The sequence below is a fragment of the Kribbella deserti genome, assembly GCF_042434725.1.
In the GTDB taxonomy this organism is placed as follows: Bacteria; Actinomycetota; Actinomycetes; order Propionibacteriales; family Kribbellaceae; genus Kribbella; species Kribbella deserti.
Map to the genome: position 1 here is coordinate 119,562 of NZ_JBHLTC010000009.1, position 18,759 is coordinate 138,320.

The following is an 18,759-nucleotide window of genomic DNA, read 5'->3' on the forward strand; positions in this document are numbered from 1 at the left end:
TACCGGTGTCGTGGGTAAAAGAATTGACCGATACCGGCCAGCGCCCTTGTGGGTATCACCCGACAGCGCCGACGATGCGATGAAGCCGTCCGGAAAGGGCTTACCGAGCCGCCCACCGAGGAGCGCCCTATGTCTGACCTGACCCGCCGTACTTTTCTTGGTGGGGTAGCCGCCGCCGGCGTGGCCTATGGCCTGCCGTCCACCGCGGACGCCGCAACCGCCGGCACTGCCGCGACAGGATTCGCGGCCGGACCGCCGCCACCGGCCGAGCTTCGCTGGCTGGAAGGCGGCCGGCCCAAGGTGCACGCCGGTACGACGTGGGGCGTGCCCTGGCCGCGCGGCACCGTGCCGAAGGGGCAGACGTTCGCGCTGACCACGGCCGCGGGTGAACCCGTGCCGGTGCAGACCTGGGCGACCGGCTATTGGCCCGACGGTTCGCTCAAGTGGACCGCGCACGCCGTCAGCCCTGACAGTCCCGTGGCGGAGCAGTACCGGCTCGAGCCCGGCCCTGCCGCCGTACCGGCCAAGCCGATCAAGGTGACCGAGCGCGGCCAGCACGTGATCGTGAACACCGGCGCCATCGAGGTGACGGTCCGCAAGTCCGGCGCCGACCTGATCGAGAAGATCACCCGCGACGGTCGTACGACGGTCAAACGCGGGCAGTTGGTCGCCTTGCGGCAGAACGCGGCCGAGGACGACGACACCGGCGTGGTCCGGCGGGACAAGTTCGTCAGCCAGGTCCGCAACGTGATCATCGAGCAGCGCGGGCCGATCCGGGCGGTACTGCGCCTCGACGGCATGCATCGCGCGGTCGGTCACGGCCATCGCGAGTGGCTGCCGTTCACCGTCCGGTTCTACTTCTCGGCGGGTTCTGACGCCGTGCGGATGACGCACACGTTCGTCTGGGACGGCACGGCCGATGACTACCTGCGCGGTCTGGGCATCCGGTTCGAGGTGCCGATGCAGGACGAGCTGTACGACCGGCATATCCGGTTCGGCGGTGAGGAAGGCGGTCTGCTGCGCGAGGCGGTTCGCGGCATCACGGGCCTTCGACGCGATCCCGGCGCCGCCGTTCGTACCGCGCAGGTGGCCGGTCAACGCCTGCCCGATCCGGCCACCTGGGACCAACGCGTCACCAGGCGGCTGCCGTTGATCCCGGCCTGGGGCGATTACAGCCTGAGCCAGTTGACCGCCGACGGGTACTCGATCCGCAAGCGCACCAAGCCCGGACACACCTGGGTGGACGTCGATTCCGGCCAGCGCGCGCCTGGCCTCGCGTACGTCGGTGGTGTCAGCGGCGGTCTAGCGGTCGGCCTGCGGAACTTCTGGCAGTTGCACCCGACCCAGCTGGACATCCGCGGTGCCGCCGACGAGAAGGCCGAGGTGACGGTCTGGCTGTGGTCGCCGGATGCCCGGCCGATGGACCTGCGGTTCTACCACGACGGCCTGGGCATGGACACGTTCCCGGAGCAGCTTGAAGGCCTCGAGATCACCTACGAGGACTACGAGCCCGGCTTCGGTACGGCGTACGGGGTCGCGCGGACGAGCGAGCTGACCTTGTGGGCGGTGGGAGCCACTCCGGCCAACGCGACCCTGGCCGCGATGGCCGAGGCGGTACAGACGCCGCCGCTGCTGGCTGCCGCTCCGAAGCACCTTCTGGACGCCGGAGTCTTCGGTGACTGGAGTCTGGTCGATCGGTCCACTCCGGCCAAGACGAAGATCGAGGACCGGCTGGACTTCCTCTTCGACTACTACCAGGGCCAGATCGAGCAGCGCCGGTGGTACGGCTTCTGGAACTACGGCGACGTCATGCACACGTACGACAACGACCGGCACCAGTGGCGGTACGACATCGGCGGCTATGCGTGGGACAACTCGGAACTCTCGACGGATCTCTGGCTCTGGTACGCCTACCTGCGTAGCGGCCGATCGGACATCTTCCGGGTGGCCGAGGCGATGACTCGTCACACGGGCGAGGTGGACGTCTATCACCTTGGCCAGTGGAAAGACCTCGGTACGCGGCACAACGTCTTGCACTGGGGCTGCAGCGCAAAGCAGCTGCGGATCAGTACGGCGGCCAACCGGCGGTTCTACTACTTCCTCACGGCTGACGAGCGGGTCGGCGACCTCCTGCACGAACTCGTCGATTCGGACAAGACCTTCCTGGCCCTCGATCCGCTGCGCAAGATCCGTACCGAGCCGTACGTGCCGGACCGCAAGGCCTTGGCCGTCGGCCTCGGCACGGACTGGGGTTCGCTCGCGGCCGCCTGGCTGACCGAATGGGAGCGCGGCGGCGACCCGATCGCCCGGGAGAAGCTGCTCGGCACAGTGCAGGACATCAGCGCGCTGAAGAACGGCTTCCTGACCGGCGGAGCCTTGTACAACCTGGACACGGGCCGCTTCGCCACCGATGGCGTGGGCATCAGCGTCTCCCACCTCTCGGCCGTGTTCGGCCTGGTCGAGATCTGCAGCGAACTGGTCGACCTGCTGGACGACCCCAAGTTCGAAAAGGCCTGGGTGCAGTACTGCAGGTTGTACGGCGCCACGCAGGCCGAGCAGACCGCTGAGGTCGGTTCGTCCTGGAACCGCGGCTTCCGCCAGATGCACTCGCGCTGTACGGCGTACGCGGCCGTCCGTACCGGGAACGATGCCCTCGCCCAGCGTGCGTGGAAGGAGTTCTTCGACGGCGAGTCCGGCTACGGTCCCACCACGCCCTGGACGAAGTCCCGGCTCACCGGCGCGGAGGTGTTGCGCCCGGTCGACGAGGCGGCCTTCGTCTCGACCAACGCCACGGCGCAGTACGGCCTCGCCGCCATCCAGAACCTGGCCCTGGTCGGCGACAAGCTCGGCGAGGGCCGATGAGCCGCCAGCTGCGCCGGGTGGTTTCGTTGACCACTTCGTTGACCGCGGCAACGGTCCTGTTCGGAACGGCGGCTCCTGCGACGACCTTGGCCTTGGCGGCGCCGGTGGAGAACTGCGAAGGCGTCGGTACGGCCCAGGTGCTCTGCAGCTTCGACGTGGCGCCCGGGATCTACCGGGTGGCCCTCGCGTTGCCCACGCAGGAGGCCGCCGCCGTCAGTGTCACGGCCGAGGCGCGCCGGGTGATGCTCCCGCCGGTGATGGCGGGGCGGGCCAAGCGGCATCAAGCCTTCGCGGTGGACGTACGAGCTGCCGAAGGGGAACCGACCTTGGCCACGGGCACACCCGGCCTGCAGGTCCGCCTCACTTCGGCGGACGGCGGGCCCGTACGGCTCGACAGCATCGCCGTACATCCGCTGAGGCAGGTCCGAACGTTGTTCCTGGCGGGTGATTCGACCGTCTGCGACCAGGCCAATGCGCCGTACACGGGCTGGGGGCAACGGTTACCCCAGTTCTTCAACGCACATCTGGCCGTCGCGAACTACGCCGACTCGGGGGAGGGCTCAGCCAGCTTCCTCGCGAACGACGCGTTGATGCCGGCCATGGAACAGCGGATCCGCGCGGGCGACTTCGTCATGATCCAGTTCGGCCACAACGACAAGGCAACTACCGCGGCCGACTATCGCCGTAACCTGGGCGAAATCCTGGACCGGGTAATGGCCCGCGGCGGCCGCCCGATCCTGGTCACGCCAACCGTACGGCAGCTCTTCGACAGCACGGGCCAGCTCAACCAGACCGCCTTGCACGTCAACGGCCTCGGGGTGAACCTGCCCGCCGAGATGCGCGCCCTCGCGACCGAACGCGACGTCCCGCTGATCGACCTGACCAGCCGCAGCGAGGAACTCGTCGAATCCCTCGGCCCGACCGACTCGTCGGCGCTCTACCTCCCGGAGAAGAAGGACCGCACGCACAATTCCGAGTACGGCGCCGACCAAATGGCCCGCCTCCTGCTTGCCGACCTTCCGCTTCCCCTACAGCACTACCTCCGCCGCTAAACCCACTGCAGTCATCGGTCCGAATCCGCTCCTCCGCGTAGGGACCACCGTCCGCTGGGATTCAGCGGACGGTGATCCACCACCGGAGGGGCGTTTCGCCGTTCGCGGCCGCCCCCTGCGAGTGGTCAGCCACTCCCAGGCGCCGGTCAGCGGCGTGGCTACCGGGTTACGGGCTGGCTACCGGCTTTTGGTATCCCCACTGCCGAGTTTTCGCTCGGCTACCCGGCTGCAACCGGGTAGCCGAGCAAAAACTCGGCAGCGGGCTCCCCGGCAACCACATCCGGCCGCCCAACGGCCCGCGCGTGCGCGTGTGACTCCGGCGAGTGAACCCGGCAGCCCGGGCGCAGCGACGCTCAACGCCCGCGGGGTATACGAACCACCCGGGCTGCACGGGACCAGGCGACAATCGGCCAGACCTCACCCGTCCCCCTGATAGCCGGCCCGACAATTCGAAAGACTCAGGGGGACGGGTGCCCACGGGTCCACCGGCTTCGGTGATTCAGCGCGGACGTAGGCGACGCGGCGAGGCGAATCGACGCCAGCGTGGGGATGCAGAGGTGGTTAATCGAGCAAAGCGACCAGGCGGTCGGCGATTTTGCGGTGGCCGGTGTCGTTGGGGTGGACGTTGTCGGTGGTGTCGGTGGATTCGACGATCCAGCCGTCGGTGTTGACGAAGTGCACCTTGCTGTCACCGGCGTCGGTCAGCGCCTTCACGGCCGCCTGGGTTTCCGTGCCATAGCGCTTGCGGAACGTCTTCAGCGCGTAGATCGAAGCGTCGGGATACCGTGCCCGCACTCGCTTGAGCAGCGTCACGTAGTTCGTCTGGAAGGCCGGCCCCGAGACGCCATGCCCGACGTCATTCGTGCCCAGGTTGATCACCACGATGGACGCTTTGTACTTGCCGAAGTCCCAGTTCGGCGCGTTGGACGCGATACCCGTCCGCAGCCAGCGATCCACCAGGCCGAAGCAACCGTCCGCGGCCGAGACCAGGCAGGCGCCGCCGAGGGCGATCTGGGTATGGCCCATGCCGAGGCGTTCGCCGGTCAGCCAGCCGTACGCGCTGAGGGCAGGACGGCTCGAGCCGGAGCCAACCGTGATCGAGTCGCCGATGAACTCGATGATCCGGCTCGGCACGCTGGGAACGACCGTTCGAGCGCCGCTGTCGAGGATCACGCCACGGAAGACGGCGTCACCCTTGTACGAGCCGGCCACCGGGCGGTAGCTCACTCGCAGGGTATGGGTGCCCGAGGCGAGCTTTGTCGGCGTCAGGTTGACCGTGCCGCTGACGGCCTTGTACGCGACGAAGGCGCCGCCGTCGATACTCGCGTAAAGGTCGACGGCGTTGCGCTGGCGCAGTTTGACCGTCGTACCGGTGAAGCCGACCGTGACGTAGGCGCCGGCCCACTCGGAGACGAAGGCGCTGCTGTCACTGGTGTTCCAGCGGCCGAAGTACCGGATGTTGGAGTCGGTGGGATAACCGTCGCCGGTGGCGGCCGCGGCCTCGGGCGGTGGCGGGGCGACGGTCCCGGTGAGTGCGAGCGCGGCGACGGCCGCGAAGCAGGCCAGGCGTTTCAGGACGTGCATGGTCGAACTCCTGTCGATGGGCGGAGGGGTCCGAGACAGAAAGCGCGCAGGGGAGTTCCGGAACGGACGGGCACCGGAAATCGTCGAATTCATTCGACAATTCGGCCAGAAAGAAGCCGTGGGCGGAAAGCGCTTACATCTTGGCTCGATCAATTTATGGAAAGCGGTGATTTCTGTCAACGGTGTGTGACCGACCGATCACGGCCGCGAATCGTGACCGGGCTTCCGGCGGAGCGCCGGTCGCGGCTAGGCTGGTGCCGGTGAGCGCTTCCGAGTCGACGTCATTCCCTGTCCGTAGCGGGCCTAGCCGCCTCGACTACCTGCCCTGGGAGTACGACGCGGGCGATGAGGTGGAGCGGAAACGGCAGGCCGAGCGGGTGGCCGAATTGGCCGCCGACGGGCTGATCGAACTGGCCGACGACGTCTTTCTGGCGGAATCAGCGGCGATTTTCTGCAAAGAGTTGCGAATGGGTCCTCGGTCGTATATCGGCGCGAATGCGTATGTCACTGGCGAAATCACCGTCGGGGCGGATTCGACGATCAATCCGTTCGCGGTGATCAGAGGCCGGATCACGATCGGCGACGCGGTGCGGATCGGCGCGCATTCGTCCTTGCTGGCGTTCAACCACGGCACCGGGCCGGACCGGCCGATCTTCAAGCAGGCGCATACCAGCCTCGGCATCACCATTGGCGACGACGTGTGGATCGGCTCGAACGCGATCATTCTGGACGGGGTCTCGGTCGGCTCGCACAGCATCATCGGCGCGGGCGCGGTGGTCACCCGGGACGTCGGCGAATGGGCCGTGGTGGTGGGCAACCCCGCCCGCAAGATCCGCGACCGCCGCGACACCCCCACTGCCAGCCCACCTCCGGCCGCGGCCGACGATGCTCGCCTCGTCGTGCCCGCGGAGGCGACTCGCCCGATTGTGTCCGTACGGCGTGAGGGTGGTGACCTCGCGGAGCGCCTTGCTGCGCTGGGGGAGAAGGCGCGGGACCAGCTTGGCGACGTACTGGCTCGGTGTCATGACGGTGAGCGGTTCATCGATCGGCCCGGCGTCGACCACGAAAGCGTGAATCGCGCGATCCGCCCCTGGTGCGACGCCATCGAACTGTCCGATCTCTTACTGCGCAGGGCTCCGGACGGCTACACCCGCGACGACTTGGTACGGCGCTTGCGCGCGCGGCAAGACCCGGCGTCAGGTCTAGTGGCGCCCGGCGACTTGGCCGACGGAGCGCCGATCCGCCCGGAGGCCGGGTTGTCCGCCTTCGAAGGCCCGGCCAGCTACCACGTACTTTGCGTCGGTTATGCGCTCCAGCTCCTCGGCAGCCGGTTCGAACACCCGATCCGGGCGGTGCACGAATGCCCGGCGGGAGAACTCGAGCAGCGGCTGGACGCCCTTCCCTGGCAGGCGAGTGCGTGGTCCGCCGGCGCGGGCGTCGACGCGGTCGGAACCGCCATCGCGCGAAACATGGCCGACTTCGGCGCGGACCTCGACGACGGCGGCCGGGGGCCCTTGGCAACGCTGTTCGGCTGGCTGGCGCTTCGGGTGGATCCAGCCTCGGGTCTGTGGGGTACGCCACGACCCGAGGACGGCTGGCTCCAACCAGTGAACGGCTTCTACCGGCTCACGCGCGGGACGTACGCGCAGTTCGGCCTGCCCTTGCCGTACCCGGAAGCCGCGATCCGGTCTGTACTCGCGCATGCCCACGACCGGTCCCAATTCACCGGCGCGGGGGATAACGCCTGCAACACGCTCGACGTCGTCCATCCGCTTTGGCTGGCCGGTAAGCAGACGGACTTCGGCCGCGAGCAGGGCCGCCGTTGGGCCGAGGGCGCGCTTGATCGCCTGCTCGGGCGATGGGTGGACGGGCAGGGGTTCGCCTTTGCTCCGCACGCCGATGATCATCAGAGCATTCCCGGCTTGCAGGGGACCGAGATGTGGCTCGCGATCAGCTGGCTGCTGGCCGACTACCTGGGTCATGGCGAAGCCCTCGGTTTCCGGCCGCGCGGTGTGCATCGACCGGCCCCGCTGATCGCCTTGCGGTAGGTCCGCTGATCGCCGGCCAGAGCCGCTGATCACGTTCGATAGGCCCAGTCGTCCCGATGGTCGTCATCGGGACCCTCGAACTGGAACCGGCCCGAGTCGCCTGAGCCCGCACGTACGGCGAGCCCGACGAGCGAAACCGGCCACTCGAGCCCGACCACCGCGATGACCCCATTGGTCCGAGCTGAGTGAAAACGAGGTTCGCATGGCGGACAGCGCGGGTGGGTACCGGCGTACCAGGTGAATCGGCCGGAGCAACAGGAGCGGAACGATGGAGAGTCGCGCAAAAGCACTGGGGCATGCGGTACATCCCGTCCTGATCGTTTTCCCGCTGGGACTGCTCAGTACGGCGGTCATCTTCGACGTGCTGTACCTGATCACCGATCGCGCGAGCTTCGCGACGTCGGCGGGACATACGATGGCGGCCGGCATCATCGGCGGCGTGGTCGCGGCGGTGTTCGGCCTGATCGACTGGCTGGTCATTCCGAAAGGCACCCGGGCCCGCCGGATCGGCTCGCTGCACGGCCTCGGTAACGCCGCCGTGCTGGTGCTGTTCGTGATCAGCTGGCTGCTGCGGTTCAGCCACGACAACTGGGATCCGGGCATGCTCGCGGTGATCTGCAGCGTCGCGGGTGTGGGCCTGGCCGGCGCCACCGGCTGGCTCGGTGGTGAACTGGTCGAGCGCCTCGGTATCGGCGTCGACGAAGGCGCCAACGTGAACGCCCCCAGCTCCCTCACCCAGAAACACCCCGCGAAACCGGCCTGACCCACGGCCGACACGATCACGTCAAGGCATGCGCCGCGGTCAAGGCCGAGATCGCCTGACCCGCAACCTCGGCGCGCTCCCGCACGGTCCGCTCGGACCTGCGCAGCCGGGCTCTCTGGACCGCCGCGTCGGCCGCCTTCTTGATGCCCAGGGCCGTGGTGGCGCTGACGATGCCGAAGGCGCCGGACGACATGAAGCCGACGGTGAGCAGACCGGCATCGAGCACGTAACCGAGTGAGCCGGCGATCAAGATCACTGCCAGGTCGGCCGGGGTCGATGCCTCGGTGAGCAGGTCGTGGGGCTCGAGGTTCACTGGTCACCTCTCGACCGGAGGGCCCGCAACACCAGCAGGGCGAAGTCCGCGTCGGTACCGGCCAGCAGCGCCATCAGTCGCCGCATCCCGTCATCGCCCAGCTCCGTCTGCAATGTGCGGATGATCTTGAGCTGCTGCTGCGCCGCTTCGTCGAGTCCCTGATCGAGGCTGCCGTCCGGATGTGCACCGGCCAGCACGATGTGACGAATGAGGCTGTGCAGGTCGTTGTCGGACGAGACCGCGTCCATGGCGCGCGAGCGCACGTACAAGGTGGACTGTGGTTCGGACAGCTCGTCGGCGGTGGCGACCTCGAACAGCAGATCCCGGGTTGCCACGTCGTTCTTCGACGCCAGTGCCGCGACGGCCATCCGGCGGGCCTGGTCGCGAGGCGTCGTATCGTCCCAGGCGGCCGTATGCGGCCGGCGGGCGAGATACTCCTGCGCGAGCAGGTTGAGCCCCAGCCGCAAGGTGGCCGCGTCATCGGGCGCGGGCGTCCGCGCACGGTTGAACCGATGCGTCAGCGCGATCAGCACGGCCAGCAACACCACCACACCGAACGCGATACCCCAATCTAAGGGCTGCCGGGGGCGAGCGCCCTTCAGAGCCGTGGCGGACCGGGCGTAGGCGGCAGTCGCCTGCCTACGCCCGGCCGGAGCAGCGGATCAGCGGGTGGTGAGGTGCAGGGCGGTCCAGGAGGTGGCGGGCAGGGTGAGGGTCAGCTTGCCGTCGTCAACGCTGACGGAGGTGTTCGGCTTCGGCGTGACCCGGTCCGGCTGGTCGGCGGTGTTGAACGCGTTGCGGTCGTCGTCGGAAACGGTGACCGCCTCGCGCACCCCGGTCACCGGCGTACGGCTGGTATCGATGGCGAGCTCGATCGAGCCTTCGAGCTGACGGTTGACCAGGAACACGGCAAGATCGCCGGACTGCTTGTCGTACGTCGCGACCGCGTCGACGCCGGGTACGTCGCCGAACTTGGCCGTGTTGATCGACGGCGCGTCCAGTTCGACCCGCAGGACCTGACCGGTGGCGAGCCGCGAGGTGATCGCGAACGGGTGGAAGATGGTCTGCCGCCAGGCCGGGCCACCCGGCTCGGTCATGATCGGCGCGATCACGTTCGCCAGCTGGGCGAGACACGCCACCGCGACGCGATCGCTGTGCCGCAGCAACGAGATCAGCAGGTTGCCCACGACAACGGCATCGGTGACGTTGTACTCGTCCTCGATCCGCCGCGGCGCCACCTCCCACTGATCGCCCGGACCGTCCGTGCGCATCGAACGCTTGCCGTACCAGACGTTCCACTCGTCGAACGAGATGCCGATCTTCTTGTCGCTCTTCAGCTCGGCGCCGATACCGTCCGCGGTGGCCACGACCGAGTCGATGAAGCGGTCCATGTCGACGGCCGAGGCCAGGAACGAAGCGGTATCGCCTTCTTCGTCGTTGTAGTAGGCGTGCGCCGAGATGTAGTCGACGAGGTCGTAGCACTCGCGCAGCACCTCGCGTTCCCAGGTACCGAAGGTCGGCATGCTGCGCGAGGAAGAACCGCAGGCCACGAGTTCCAGATCCGGCTCGACCATGCGCATCGCGCGCGCGGTCTCCGCCGCGAGGCGCCCGTACTCCGTGGCGGTCTTGTGGCCGACCTGCCAGGGCCCGTCCAACTCGTTGCCCAGGCACCACAACTTGATGCCGTACGGCTCGCTGACGCCGTGCTCCACACGCAGGTCGGACAGCGCGGTGCCGCCCGGATGGTTCGCGTACTCCTGCAGGTCGAGCGCCTCCTGTACGCCGCGGGTACCGAGGTTGATCGCCATCATCGGCTCCACCCCGGCCTTGGTGCACCAGCGGTCGAACTCGGACAGGCCGAACTGGTTGGTCTCGACACTGTGCCAGGCCAGATCCAGCCGGCGTGGCCGCTGCTCGCGCGGCCCGACACCGTCCTCCCAGCGATAACCCGAAACGAAGTTGCCACCGGGGTATCGCACGACCGAGACGCCCAGTTCGCGGCAGAGCTCGAGCACGTCCTTGCGGAAACCGTCCTCGTCGGCGGTGGCGTGTTCGGGTTCGTAGATGCCGGTGTAGACGCAACGGCCCATGTGCTCGACGAACGAACCGAAGGTCCGCCGATTCACCGGCGCGATCCGGAAAGCGGGATCGATGGTCAGGGAAGCAGAGGTCACGAGGTGGCTCCTGTTGTGGTTGTGGTCAAGAATCCGCGGGTGAAGTCAGCTGACACGCGGCCAGCCGTCCGCACCCCAGGTGAGTTGGCGCAGGTCGAGGCGGAAGTCACCGTTGGCTTCCGCGTCGTAGTAGTGGAAGGCCAGCGTGTCGCCGAAAACGGACTGGCCGCCCGGGCCGATCTTGCGCCCGCTGCTGCTCAGCAGAATCGTGCCGCCGCCTTGCAGCATCGACTTGCCGGCCTGGTCGACGTACGGCCCGCCGGCCGACCGCGAGCGGCCGACGGCGATCTTGTACGTGCTCTCGGTACCACGGCAGCAGAAGTCGAACGATACGAACAAGTAGTACCAGCCGCCACGCGCCAAGACGTACGGCGCCTCGATCGGGTTGGGCGGTACGCGCCGATCGGCCAATCGCAGCGGCGCGCCCTGCCCCGGAGCGGCCAGGCCCGACGGCCATTGCAGCCGGATCATCCGGATGCCACTCCAGAACGAGCCGAACGCCATCCACGGCACGCCCTGGGCATCGGTGACAATGCCCGGGTCGATCGCGTTGTAGTCGTCGGTCGGCAGGGACCGATGCACCAGCCCGCGATCGACCCAGCGGTACGCCGGATCCGCCGGGTTCAGCGTGGTGTTGGTGGCCAGCGCGATCGCGGAGCGGTTCGAGCCGAACGTCGAGGCGGAGTAGTAGAGGTAGTAGGTGCCACCGCGCTTGACGATCTCCGGCGCCCAGAGGTTCGACACCCCGGGCACCTCCGCGGACAGCCAGGCGGGAATCCGGTCGAAGACGGTGCCGGCAAACGTCCAGTGCTGCCCGTCGGTCGAACGCCGGATCTGGACCGTGCCGCCCCTGACCCGCTCGTCCCCGGTGGAGAACACGTACCAGGCGTCGGCCGTACGAATCAATGCGGGATCGTGCGTGCGAAGGTCCCCGGTCAACGTAGGCGCCGCGCTCGCAGGCAACCCGATCGCCAGTAAAAGGCAAGTAAGCAAAGCCAAAAGTCGTTTCATCTCGCTGCCTCCACGTAATGGGATGGAATCTCTCGCCGACAGTTGAGGGAGGACGTCAACCCTTGATACCTGCGTCCCCCACGCCGCGGACGACGTGTCGTTGGAACAGGGCGTAGATGACCAGCAGGGGGAGGCCGCCGAGAACGGCCGAGGCCATGATTTGGGCGTAGCGCAGGCCGTAGGAGCCCTGCACGTTGGCAAGTCCGACCGGAATCGTCATCATCGACGGATCGGTGGTGACGATGAACGGCCAGAGGAAGTTGTTCCAGGCGCCGATGAAGGTGAAGATGCCGACGGCACCGAGGATCGGCCGGGACATCGGGATCATCACGCTCCAGACGATCCGCGGCCGGGTGGCGCCATCCACCCGCGCGGCGTCTTCGTAATCCCGTGACACCCCATCGAAGAATTTTTTCAGTACGAACACCATCACGGGCGCGACTACTTGCGGTAGCACCACGCCCCAATAGGTATCGACCAGTCGCAGCGCGGTCATCTCGGCGAACAGCGGCACGATCAGCACCTGCGGAGGCACCAGAATTCCGGCCACCAGCAGGCCGAACAGCACCCGCCTACCGGGGAAATCCATCCGCGAGAAGCCGTACGCCGCCAGCACCGACACCACCAAGGTGAGGGCGGTGACGAGTACCGCGATGATCGTGCTGTTCAGGAACCAGCGCAGGATCGAGCCCTGCTCCAGCACACTCGAGTACGCCGCCGAGGTCGGATCGGCCGGCCACCAGGTGATCGGGGTCCGGGTGGTCTCGGCCTCGGGCTTGAGCGAGGTGTCCAAGGCCCACAGCAACGGCACCAGCCACACCAGCGCGAGCAGTACGGCGCCGACGGCGAGGGCCACCCGGCCGAAATCGAAGCGGCGCGTCATCGGCCCGCCTCCTTGTTCCCGGAGAAGAGCTTGAACTGGGCGATCGAGACGATCACGATCACGGCGAAGAACATGTACGAGATCGCCGAGGCGTAACCGATCCGGTAGCTGGTGAAGCCGGTTTCGTAGATGTACTGGATGATCGGCCGGGTCGCGTAGTTCGGCCCGCCGTCGGTCATCAGGTAGATCTGGTCGAAGATCTTCAGCGACGCCACCAGTTGCAGCACGATGATCAGACCGGTGGTCCGGCTCATCAGCGGCAAGGTGATCCGCGTCAGCTTCTGCCAGCCGTTCGCGCCATCGATCGCCGCGGCCTCGTACACCTGCTCCGGAATCCCTTGTAGTGCGGCGAGATAGAGCAGGAAGTTGAAGCCGACCGTCCACCAGACGGTGGTGATGACGATGGCGAGCATCGCGCGGTTCTCGGTGTTGAGCCAGTCGATCTCGGCGAACCCGGCCGAGCTGAGTACGCCGTTCACCAGACCGAAGCCCGGCTGGTAGATCCACACCCAGATCAGCGTCACCACCGTGGCCGGCAAGACGAACGGCGCGAAGTAGGAGAACCGCAGGAACCAGCCGAGAAGGCCCTTACGATTGGCGAGCAGGGCCATCACCAAGGCGATGAAGACCAGCGGGGGAGTGCTCATCAAGGTGAAGACCAGGGTGTTCTTGAGCGAGGCCCATACGGCCGGATCGCCGAACATCTCGCGCCAGTTCTGCAGGCCGAGGAACTCCCGGCCGGCACCGGCGAGGCTGGTGTTGAAGAAGCTGTTCCACAGGCCGCTGAGCGTCGGCCAGAGCAGGAAGAACGCGAACAGGACAAGGAACGGCGCGACGAACAGCAGACCGCCCCACCGTTCACTGAACGGCGGTCCGCCACGGGCAGAACCGGTCTCGACGCGAGTGCCCGGTTCGGTCCGGGCAGTCATTTGTACAGCCATGTCAACTCCCACCAGACACTAGACAGGGGACGGGGTGTCGAGCAGCTTCTGGACCGCCGTCTTGAACTGGTCCAGTGCCTGCCGGGGTGTCGCCCGGCCCGAATACACGCCGGAGAACGCCGCGCCGGCCTCGTTCTGCAGTTGTGCGCCCGAGCCGCTGAACCACGCGTCCGGATCGAACAACACCTCGTCGGCGACCGAGCGGTAGTCGGCCTGCGGCTGCAACGCCAGGTACTCCTTGCTGGTGGCGGCGGGTTGATAGGCCGGAATGTGTCCACCCGCGGCCCAGGCGGCGCTGTGCTTCAGCATCCACGCGATGTAGGTGATGGTGGCCTGGGTATCGGCCGCGTTGCGGTTGTTCTGGTGCGGTAGTACGAAGGTGTGCGCGTCGCCCGCGCAGCGCGGTACGTCGTACACCTGGGGGAACGGCGCCATGCCGAACGGCATCTTCGCGGCCTGGTAGGTGGTCACCTCCCACTCGCCGTTGAAACTCAGCCCGGCGTCACCGTTCGTGAACGTGGCCACCAGCGCGGCGTAGTCGGCCGACTTCGGCGTCAGGCCGTCGTTGGCGAGTTTCGCCATCAACTGCAGGGCTTCCAGGGCCTTCTCGTCGTCCAGCGCGAGCCGGGTGCCGCTCTCGTCGAAGAACGGGCCTTCGAGTTGTCCGTACAGCGTCCACCACAGTCGCCACGGGTTGGTCGTCTCGGTCGAGGCGGCGAACTTGCCGGTGACCTCCTTGACCGCGCGCATCGCGTCGACCAGGGCGTTGACACCCTTGAGCGGTTTGATCCGGCCGTCGGGACCGAGCAATCCGGCCTTCTCGCAGATCTCGGTGTTGTAGTAGAGCACAAACGGATGCTGGTCCAGCGGTACGGCGTACAACTGGCCGTCGACCAGGCAGCGCTGCCACGTCTCCGACAGGAAGTCGGCCTCCGAGACACCGGCTGCGCTCAGTAAATCAAGGGGAATCGGGTCCAGCAGGGTGGTCGGGCTGAAGCCCTTCAGCCGCGACAGGTGCAGCGTCGCGACCTCGGGCGCACGTCCACCGGCCGCGGACATCGCGAGCTTGGTGTAGAACGGTGGACCCCAGGCCAGGGTGTGCGCCTGGAAGTCGAGATCCTTGTGCTCGGCAACAAACTGCTCGTGGATCTGCAACAGCCGGGCGCCGTCGCCACCGCCGAACAGGTTCCACTCCCGGACCCGGGGGCGGTCGCTGAGCGAACTGGTGAGACCGGCGCATCCGCTGAGGCCGAGACCAGCGGCCAGGCCGAGCGCGCCGGTGAGTACCGCGCGCCGGGACGGCCCGCGAGACGGCGGCGGAGTTGGTTTGCGGGCAGGGTGCATCGCGTGTCCTCCTGGCGGTTGGCAAGCACGCGCCGCGAATGGTCATGGGGGTGCGGGCTGCTCGTTACGACACGTTTACACCGGTGTAAACAGGGATGATGCCCCTGCGCCGTACGGCCGTCAAGAGCTGACCTGGATCGGGGAAATCAGGCGTTCGCGGCAGTTCCGGTGGTGGATTCGCGCACCCGCAAGGCGTACGGCGCGGTGATCTCGCGCCATTCCGTGCGGTCCCCGGCCATGCGTTCGACCAGCAGTTTGACCGCCAGCCGGGCGATCTCCTTGCGGCTCGGATCCACCGTCGTCAGGGTGGGCGTGCTGTACCGCGCCTCGTCGATATCGTCGAATCCGGCGACGGCGACATCGTCGGGAATGCGCAGACCGTGCCGCGTCAGTACCCGGATCGCGCCGAGGGCCAGGGTGTCGTTCAGGCCGATCACCGCGTCGAAGCGTTTGCCGCCGGCCAGCAGCTGTTCCATCGCGTCCGCGCCGGTCGAGCGATGCCACGGCCCGGCCGGCATGGCCAGCTTCTTGGCCGGTTTCAGGCCCGCGGCCGCCATCGCCTCGAGGTAGGCGCCGTACCGGATGGCGGCCGTGCCTGCCTCCTCGCCCGGATGCACGCCGAGTACGGCGATGCGGCGGCGGCCCGCCGCGATCAGGTGCTCCACCGCGGCCTGGGTGCCGGCGACGTTGTCGATCGCGACGTGGTCCACCGGGCCGCGGAAGATGCGCTCGCCGAGCAGGACCAGCGGGGTCGTGGTGCGGAGGTGGTCCACGTCGGCGGGACCGAGCGCGAGCGGGCTGAACAGCAGGCCGTCCACCAGCTGCCCGCGCTCGCTCGACAGCACGGTCAGCTCGCGCTCCCGCCGGGCGCCGGTCTGCTCGATCATCACGGTCAGCCCGTGCTGCTCGGCGGCGTTGATCACCGCGTCCGCGAGTTCGGCGAAGTACGGCAGGCTCAGTTCCGGTACCGCCAGGCCGATGATGCCGGTCCGGCCGGCGCGGAAATTGCGGGCCGAAAGATTGAGCTGGTAGCCGAGCTCCTCCACCGAGGCGAGCACGCGGGACCGGGTCGTCTCGCGGATGTGCGGGAAGCCGCTGAGCACGTTCGACACGGTTTTCGGGGACACCCCGGCGTGCTTGGCGACGTCTCGCATGGTGACGGCCAAACCGAGTCCCCCGTTCGCGGAATCGGACGGTCCGTCGGTGTCCGCCCGGAAGCGCTCGCTTCGAGTCCACACGGTAATACACCGGAGTCGTTCCAGTCTGCGGAATCGCCAGGCGCCGGCGCCGTACCGCTGATAACCGGTCAGCGGCAGGCCCTTGCGGGATAGGAGTGTTAGCGCTAACAATATCCCGGACAGTCCAGCCCGGTGACCGGTCGCCACGTGGTGGCGCCGGTCGGGAGCTGTGTTCGTCCAGGTCAGAGATCAGCAGAGATTCGCCCGGGAGAGTTTGTGAACGTTAATCGCGCGTGTGTGGTCGGAGTCGACTTCGGCACGTTGTCCGGCCGGGCCGTGGTCGTGCGGGTTGCCGACGGCCGGCAGCTCGGCACGGCGGTGCACGCCTACTCCCACGGCGTGATCGAGGACCGCCTGCCCGGCTCCGAGGTGAGGCTGGGCCCGAGCTGGGCCTTGCAGTCGCCGTCGGACTGGGTGGACGTGCTGCGCAACGCGGTGCCCGAGGCATTGGCCGCCGCCGGCGTCAGCCCGGGTGACGTGATCGGCATCGGCACCGACTTCACCGCCTGCACGGTGCTGCCGACGCTGGCCGACGGCACTCCGCTGTGCGACGTCGACGGCCTGGCCGACCGGCCGCACGCCTGGCCCAAGCTGTGGAAGCACCACGCCGCTCAGGCGCAGGCCGACCGGATCAACGCCGTCGCCGCCGAGCGGAACGAGGCCTGGCTGCCGCGGTACGGCGGCAAGATCTCCTCGGAGTGGGAGTTCGCGAAGGCCCTCCAGTTGCTGGAGGAAGACCCCGAGCTGTACGAGCGGACCGAGCGCTGGATCGAGGCCGCGGACTGGATCATCTGGCAGCTCACCGGGCAGGAGAGCCGCAACGTCTGCACCGCCGGTTACAAGGGCATCCACCAGGACGGGCAGTACCCGTCCCGCGACTACCTGGCCGCGCTGCACCCGGGGTTCGTGGACTTCACCGCGAAGCTCGAGCACCCGCTGTCGGGTCTGGGCGCCGTGGCCGGCGGGCTCACCGCGCAGGCCGCCGCGTGGACCGGGCTGGCCGAGGGCACGACCGTTGCTGTCGGCAACGTTGACGCGCATGTCACCGCGGCCGCCGCCGACGCGGTCCGCCCGGGTCAGCTGGTCGCGATCATGGGTACGTCGACCTGCCACGTGATGTCGTCGGAACAGCCGGCCAACGTGCCCGGCATGTGCGGCGTGGTCTGGGAAGGCATCGTGCCGGGCCTGTGGGGATACGAGGCCGGGCAGTCGGGTGTCGGCGACATCTTCGGCTGGTTCGTCGACTCGGCCGTGCCGCCGGCGTACGTCGCCGAGGCCGAACGTCGCGGCCAGACCGTGCACGAGTACCTCACCACCCTCGCCGAGGCCCAGCCGGTCGGACGCCACGGCCTGGTCGCTCTCGACTGGCACAACGGCAACCGCTCAGTGCTGGTCGATCACGACCTGTCCGGCGTCATCGTCGGCCAGACCCTGGCCACCCGGCCCGAGGACACCTATCGCGCGCTGATCGAGGCCACTGCCTTCGGAACCAGGACCATCGTCGAGGCGTTCGAGTCCAGCGGGGTGCCGGTGGGCGAGTTCGTCGCCGCGGGCGGCCTGCTGAAGAACAAGTTCCTGCTCCAGACGTACGCCGATGTGCTGCGGCGCCCGATCTCGGTGATCGGCGCGGACCAGGGCCCGGCCCTCGGCTCGGCGATTCACGCCGCGGTGGCCGCGAAGGCCTACCCCGACATCACCACCGCCGCGGCCGCGATGGGCCACCGGACCGAGGCGGCGTACCTGCCGGACGCGGATCGCGCCGACCGGTACGACCAGCTCTTCGCGATCTACCACGAACTGCACGACCACTTCGGGGCGCAAGCACCCGGCAGCACCGACGTACTGCACCGTCTTCGCACGATCCGGAATGAGGTGGCCCGATGAGCCGCGCAGTGGAAGCCGCCCGCGAAACCGTCGCCCGGTTGCATGCCGAACTGGTCCGGTACCAGCTGGTGTCGTGGACCGCGGGCAACGTGTCCGGCCGGGTCGAAGGCGAGAACCTGTTCGTGATCAAGCCGAGCGGCATCTCGTACGACGAGCTGACCCCGGCGTCGATCGTGGTGTGCGATCTCGACGGCGAACTGGTGGACGGTGATCTGTCGCCGTCGAGCGATACCGCCGCGCATGCCTACGTCTACCGGGCGATGCCGCAGGTCGGTGGCGTCGTACACACGCACTCGACGTATGCGACCGCCTGGGCCGCGCGGAACGAGCCGATCCCGTGCGTACTGACCGCGATGGCCGACGAGTTCGGCGGCGAGATCCCGGTCGGCCCGTTCGCGCTGATCGGTAACGACGACATCGGCAAGGGCATCGTGGCCACCCTGGAGGGCCATCGCTCACCGGCGGTGCTGATGCGCAATCACGGCGTCTTCACGATCGGGCCGGACCCGAAAGCCGCGGTCAAGGCCGCGGTGATGTGTGAGGACGTCGCCCGCACCGTGCACGTGGCCCGGGCCGGCGGCGAGCTCGTCGGAATCGACCCGGTCGCGATCGACCGGTTGCACGAGCGATACCGCACCGCTTATGGCCAGCGCTGACCTGCC

Annotated in this window: 15 protein-coding genes and 1 pseudogene; 7 read left to right on the forward strand and 9 right to left on the reverse strand. The window is 67.9% G+C overall.

Annotated features, from left to right (window positions below; all coding sequences use genetic code 11):
- Positions 1-129 precede the first annotated feature (129 nt).
- Both ACFFGN_RS08755 and ACFFGN_RS08760 read left to right on the forward strand, forming a co-directional pair.
- Complete coding sequence (locus ACFFGN_RS08755) at positions 130-2,862, forward strand: exo-rhamnogalacturonan lyase family protein (RefSeq protein WP_380045017.1); 2,733 nt, start codon at positions 130-132, stop codon at positions 2,860-2,862.
- The gene (locus tag ACFFGN_RS08760) at positions 2,859-3,914 is read left to right on the forward strand and encodes a rhamnogalacturonan acetylesterase (RefSeq protein ID WP_380045020.1); all 1,056 of its coding nucleotides are present in this window, start codon (positions 2,859-2,861) and stop codon (positions 3,912-3,914) included. The genes ACFFGN_RS08755 and ACFFGN_RS08760 overlap by 4 nt, the downstream gene beginning before the upstream one ends.
- Before the next feature lie 561 nt (positions 3,915-4,475).
- Here the strand turns inward: ACFFGN_RS08760 and ACFFGN_RS08765 are convergent.
- Complete coding sequence (locus ACFFGN_RS08765; protein WP_380045023.1) at positions 4,476-5,498, reverse strand: SGNH/GDSL hydrolase family protein; 1,023 nt, start codon at positions 5,496-5,498, stop codon at positions 4,476-4,478.
- Between ACFFGN_RS08765 and ACFFGN_RS08770 the strand changes: the two genes are divergently transcribed.
- From ACFFGN_RS08770 to ACFFGN_RS08780, 3 genes and pseudogenes are all read left to right on the forward strand, one after another.
- Complete coding sequence (locus ACFFGN_RS08770) at positions 5,497-5,688, forward strand: hypothetical protein (protein WP_380045027.1); 192 nt, start codon at positions 5,497-5,499, stop codon at positions 5,686-5,688. The genes ACFFGN_RS08765 and ACFFGN_RS08770 overlap by 2 nt on opposite strands.
- 496 nt (positions 5,689-6,184) lie before the next feature.
- Positions 6,185-6,346: pseudogene (locus ACFFGN_RS08775) on the forward strand (DapH/DapD/GlmU-related protein); the annotation flags it as partial.
- A gap of 1,468 nt (positions 6,347-7,814) precedes the next feature.
- Positions 7,815-8,309: a DUF2231 domain-containing protein gene (locus ACFFGN_RS08780; protein ID WP_380045030.1), complete on the forward strand. Its 495-nt coding sequence runs from the start codon at positions 7,815-7,817 to the stop codon at positions 8,307-8,309.
- A 16-nt stretch (positions 8,310-8,325) separates the two neighbouring features.
- On the opposite strand, the gene ACFFGN_RS08785 is transcribed toward ACFFGN_RS08780, so the two are convergent.
- The 8 genes from ACFFGN_RS08785 to ACFFGN_RS08820 form a co-directional block, all read right to left on the reverse strand.
- The gene (locus ACFFGN_RS08785) at positions 8,326-8,622 is read right to left on the reverse strand and encodes a hypothetical protein (protein ID WP_380045033.1); all 297 of its coding nucleotides are present in this window, start codon (positions 8,620-8,622) and stop codon (positions 8,326-8,328) included.
- A complete protein-coding gene (locus tag ACFFGN_RS08790; protein WP_380045036.1) occupies positions 8,619-9,173 on the reverse strand; it encodes a hypothetical protein in 555 nt (184 codons plus the stop codon). The genes ACFFGN_RS08785 and ACFFGN_RS08790 overlap by 4 nt, the downstream gene beginning before the upstream one ends.
- A 111-nt stretch (positions 9,174-9,284) precedes the next feature.
- Positions 9,285-10,796 (reverse strand): arabinosylfuranosidase ArfA, encoded by a 1,512-nt coding sequence (arfA, locus tag ACFFGN_RS08795; protein ID WP_380045039.1) that lies wholly within the window; start codon positions 10,794-10,796, stop codon positions 9,285-9,287.
- Positions 10,797-10,841: 45 nt separating this feature from the next.
- Positions 10,842-11,807 (reverse strand): arabinan endo-1,5-alpha-L-arabinosidase, encoded by a 966-nt coding sequence (locus ACFFGN_RS08800; protein WP_380045041.1) that lies wholly within the window; start codon positions 11,805-11,807, stop codon positions 10,842-10,844.
- A 55-nt stretch (positions 11,808-11,862) separates the two neighbouring features.
- On the reverse strand, positions 11,863-12,690 hold the full coding sequence (locus ACFFGN_RS08805) for a carbohydrate ABC transporter permease (RefSeq protein ID WP_380045044.1): 828 nt from the start codon (positions 12,688-12,690) through the stop codon (positions 11,863-11,865).
- Positions 12,687-13,631 carry a carbohydrate ABC transporter permease gene (locus ACFFGN_RS08810; protein WP_380045047.1) on the reverse strand — a complete coding sequence of 315 codons (945 nt, stop codon included), beginning with the start codon at positions 13,629-13,631 and terminating at the stop codon, positions 12,687-12,689. Before ACFFGN_RS08810 ends, ACFFGN_RS08805 begins: the two co-directional genes overlap by 4 nt.
- An 18-nt stretch (positions 13,632-13,649) precedes the next feature.
- Positions 13,650-14,975 (reverse strand): extracellular solute-binding protein, encoded by a 1,326-nt coding sequence (locus tag ACFFGN_RS08815; RefSeq protein ID WP_380045050.1) that lies wholly within the window; start codon positions 14,973-14,975, stop codon positions 13,650-13,652.
- Between the two features lie 146 nt (positions 14,976-15,121).
- Positions 15,122-16,213, reverse strand: a complete 1,092-nt coding sequence (locus ACFFGN_RS08820; RefSeq protein ID WP_380045053.1) for a LacI family DNA-binding transcriptional regulator — start codon at positions 16,211-16,213, stop codon at positions 15,122-15,124.
- Between the two features lie 216 nt (positions 16,214-16,429).
- Here ACFFGN_RS08820 and araB point away from each other — a divergent pair, with 216 nt between their 5' ends.
- Together araB and ACFFGN_RS08830 are read left to right on the forward strand one after the other, a co-directional pair.
- A complete protein-coding gene (gene araB, locus ACFFGN_RS08825) occupies positions 16,430-18,097 on the forward strand; it encodes a ribulokinase (protein WP_380045055.1) in 1,668 nt (555 codons plus the stop codon).
- Positions 18,094-18,753, forward strand: a complete 660-nt coding sequence (locus ACFFGN_RS08830; RefSeq protein WP_380045058.1) for an L-ribulose-5-phosphate 4-epimerase — start codon at positions 18,094-18,096, stop codon at positions 18,751-18,753. The genes araB and ACFFGN_RS08830 overlap by 4 nt, the downstream gene beginning before the upstream one ends.
- Positions 18,754-18,759: the final 6 nt, after the last annotated feature.

Coding starts and splice junctions, on each gene's coding strand:
- ACFFGN_RS08755 (WP_380045017.1), top strand. CDS start 130: ATGTCTGACCTGACCCGCCGTACTTTTCTTGGTGGGGTAGCCGCCGCC.
- ACFFGN_RS08760 (WP_380045020.1), top strand. CDS start 2,859: ATGAGCCGCCAGCTGCGCCGGGTGGTTTCGTTGACCACTTCGTTGACC.
- ACFFGN_RS08770 (WP_380045027.1), top strand. CDS start 5,497: ATGGTCGAACTCCTGTCGATGGGCGGAGGGGTCCGAGACAGAAAGCGC.
- ACFFGN_RS08765 (WP_380045023.1), bottom strand. CDS start 5,498: ATGCACGTCCTGAAACGCCTGGCCTGCTTCGCGGCCGTCGCCGCGCTC.
- ACFFGN_RS08780 (WP_380045030.1), top strand. CDS start 7,815: ATGGAGAGTCGCGCAAAAGCACTGGGGCATGCGGTACATCCCGTCCTG.
- ACFFGN_RS08800 (WP_380045041.1), bottom strand. CDS start 11,807: ATGAAACGACTTTTGGCTTTGCTTACTTGCCTTTTACTGGCGATCGGG.
- ACFFGN_RS08805 (WP_380045044.1), bottom strand. CDS start 12,690: ATGACGCGCCGCTTCGATTTCGGCCGGGTGGCCCTCGCCGTCGGCGCC.
- ACFFGN_RS08810 (WP_380045047.1), bottom strand. CDS start 13,631: ATGGCTGTACAAATGACTGCCCGGACCGAACCGGGCACTCGCGTCGAG.
- ACFFGN_RS08815 (WP_380045050.1), bottom strand. CDS start 14,975: ATGCACCCTGCCCGCAAACCAACTCCGCCGCCGTCTCGCGGGCCGTCC.
- ACFFGN_RS08830 (WP_380045058.1), top strand. CDS start 18,094: ATGAGCCGCGCAGTGGAAGCCGCCCGCGAAACCGTCGCCCGGTTGCAT.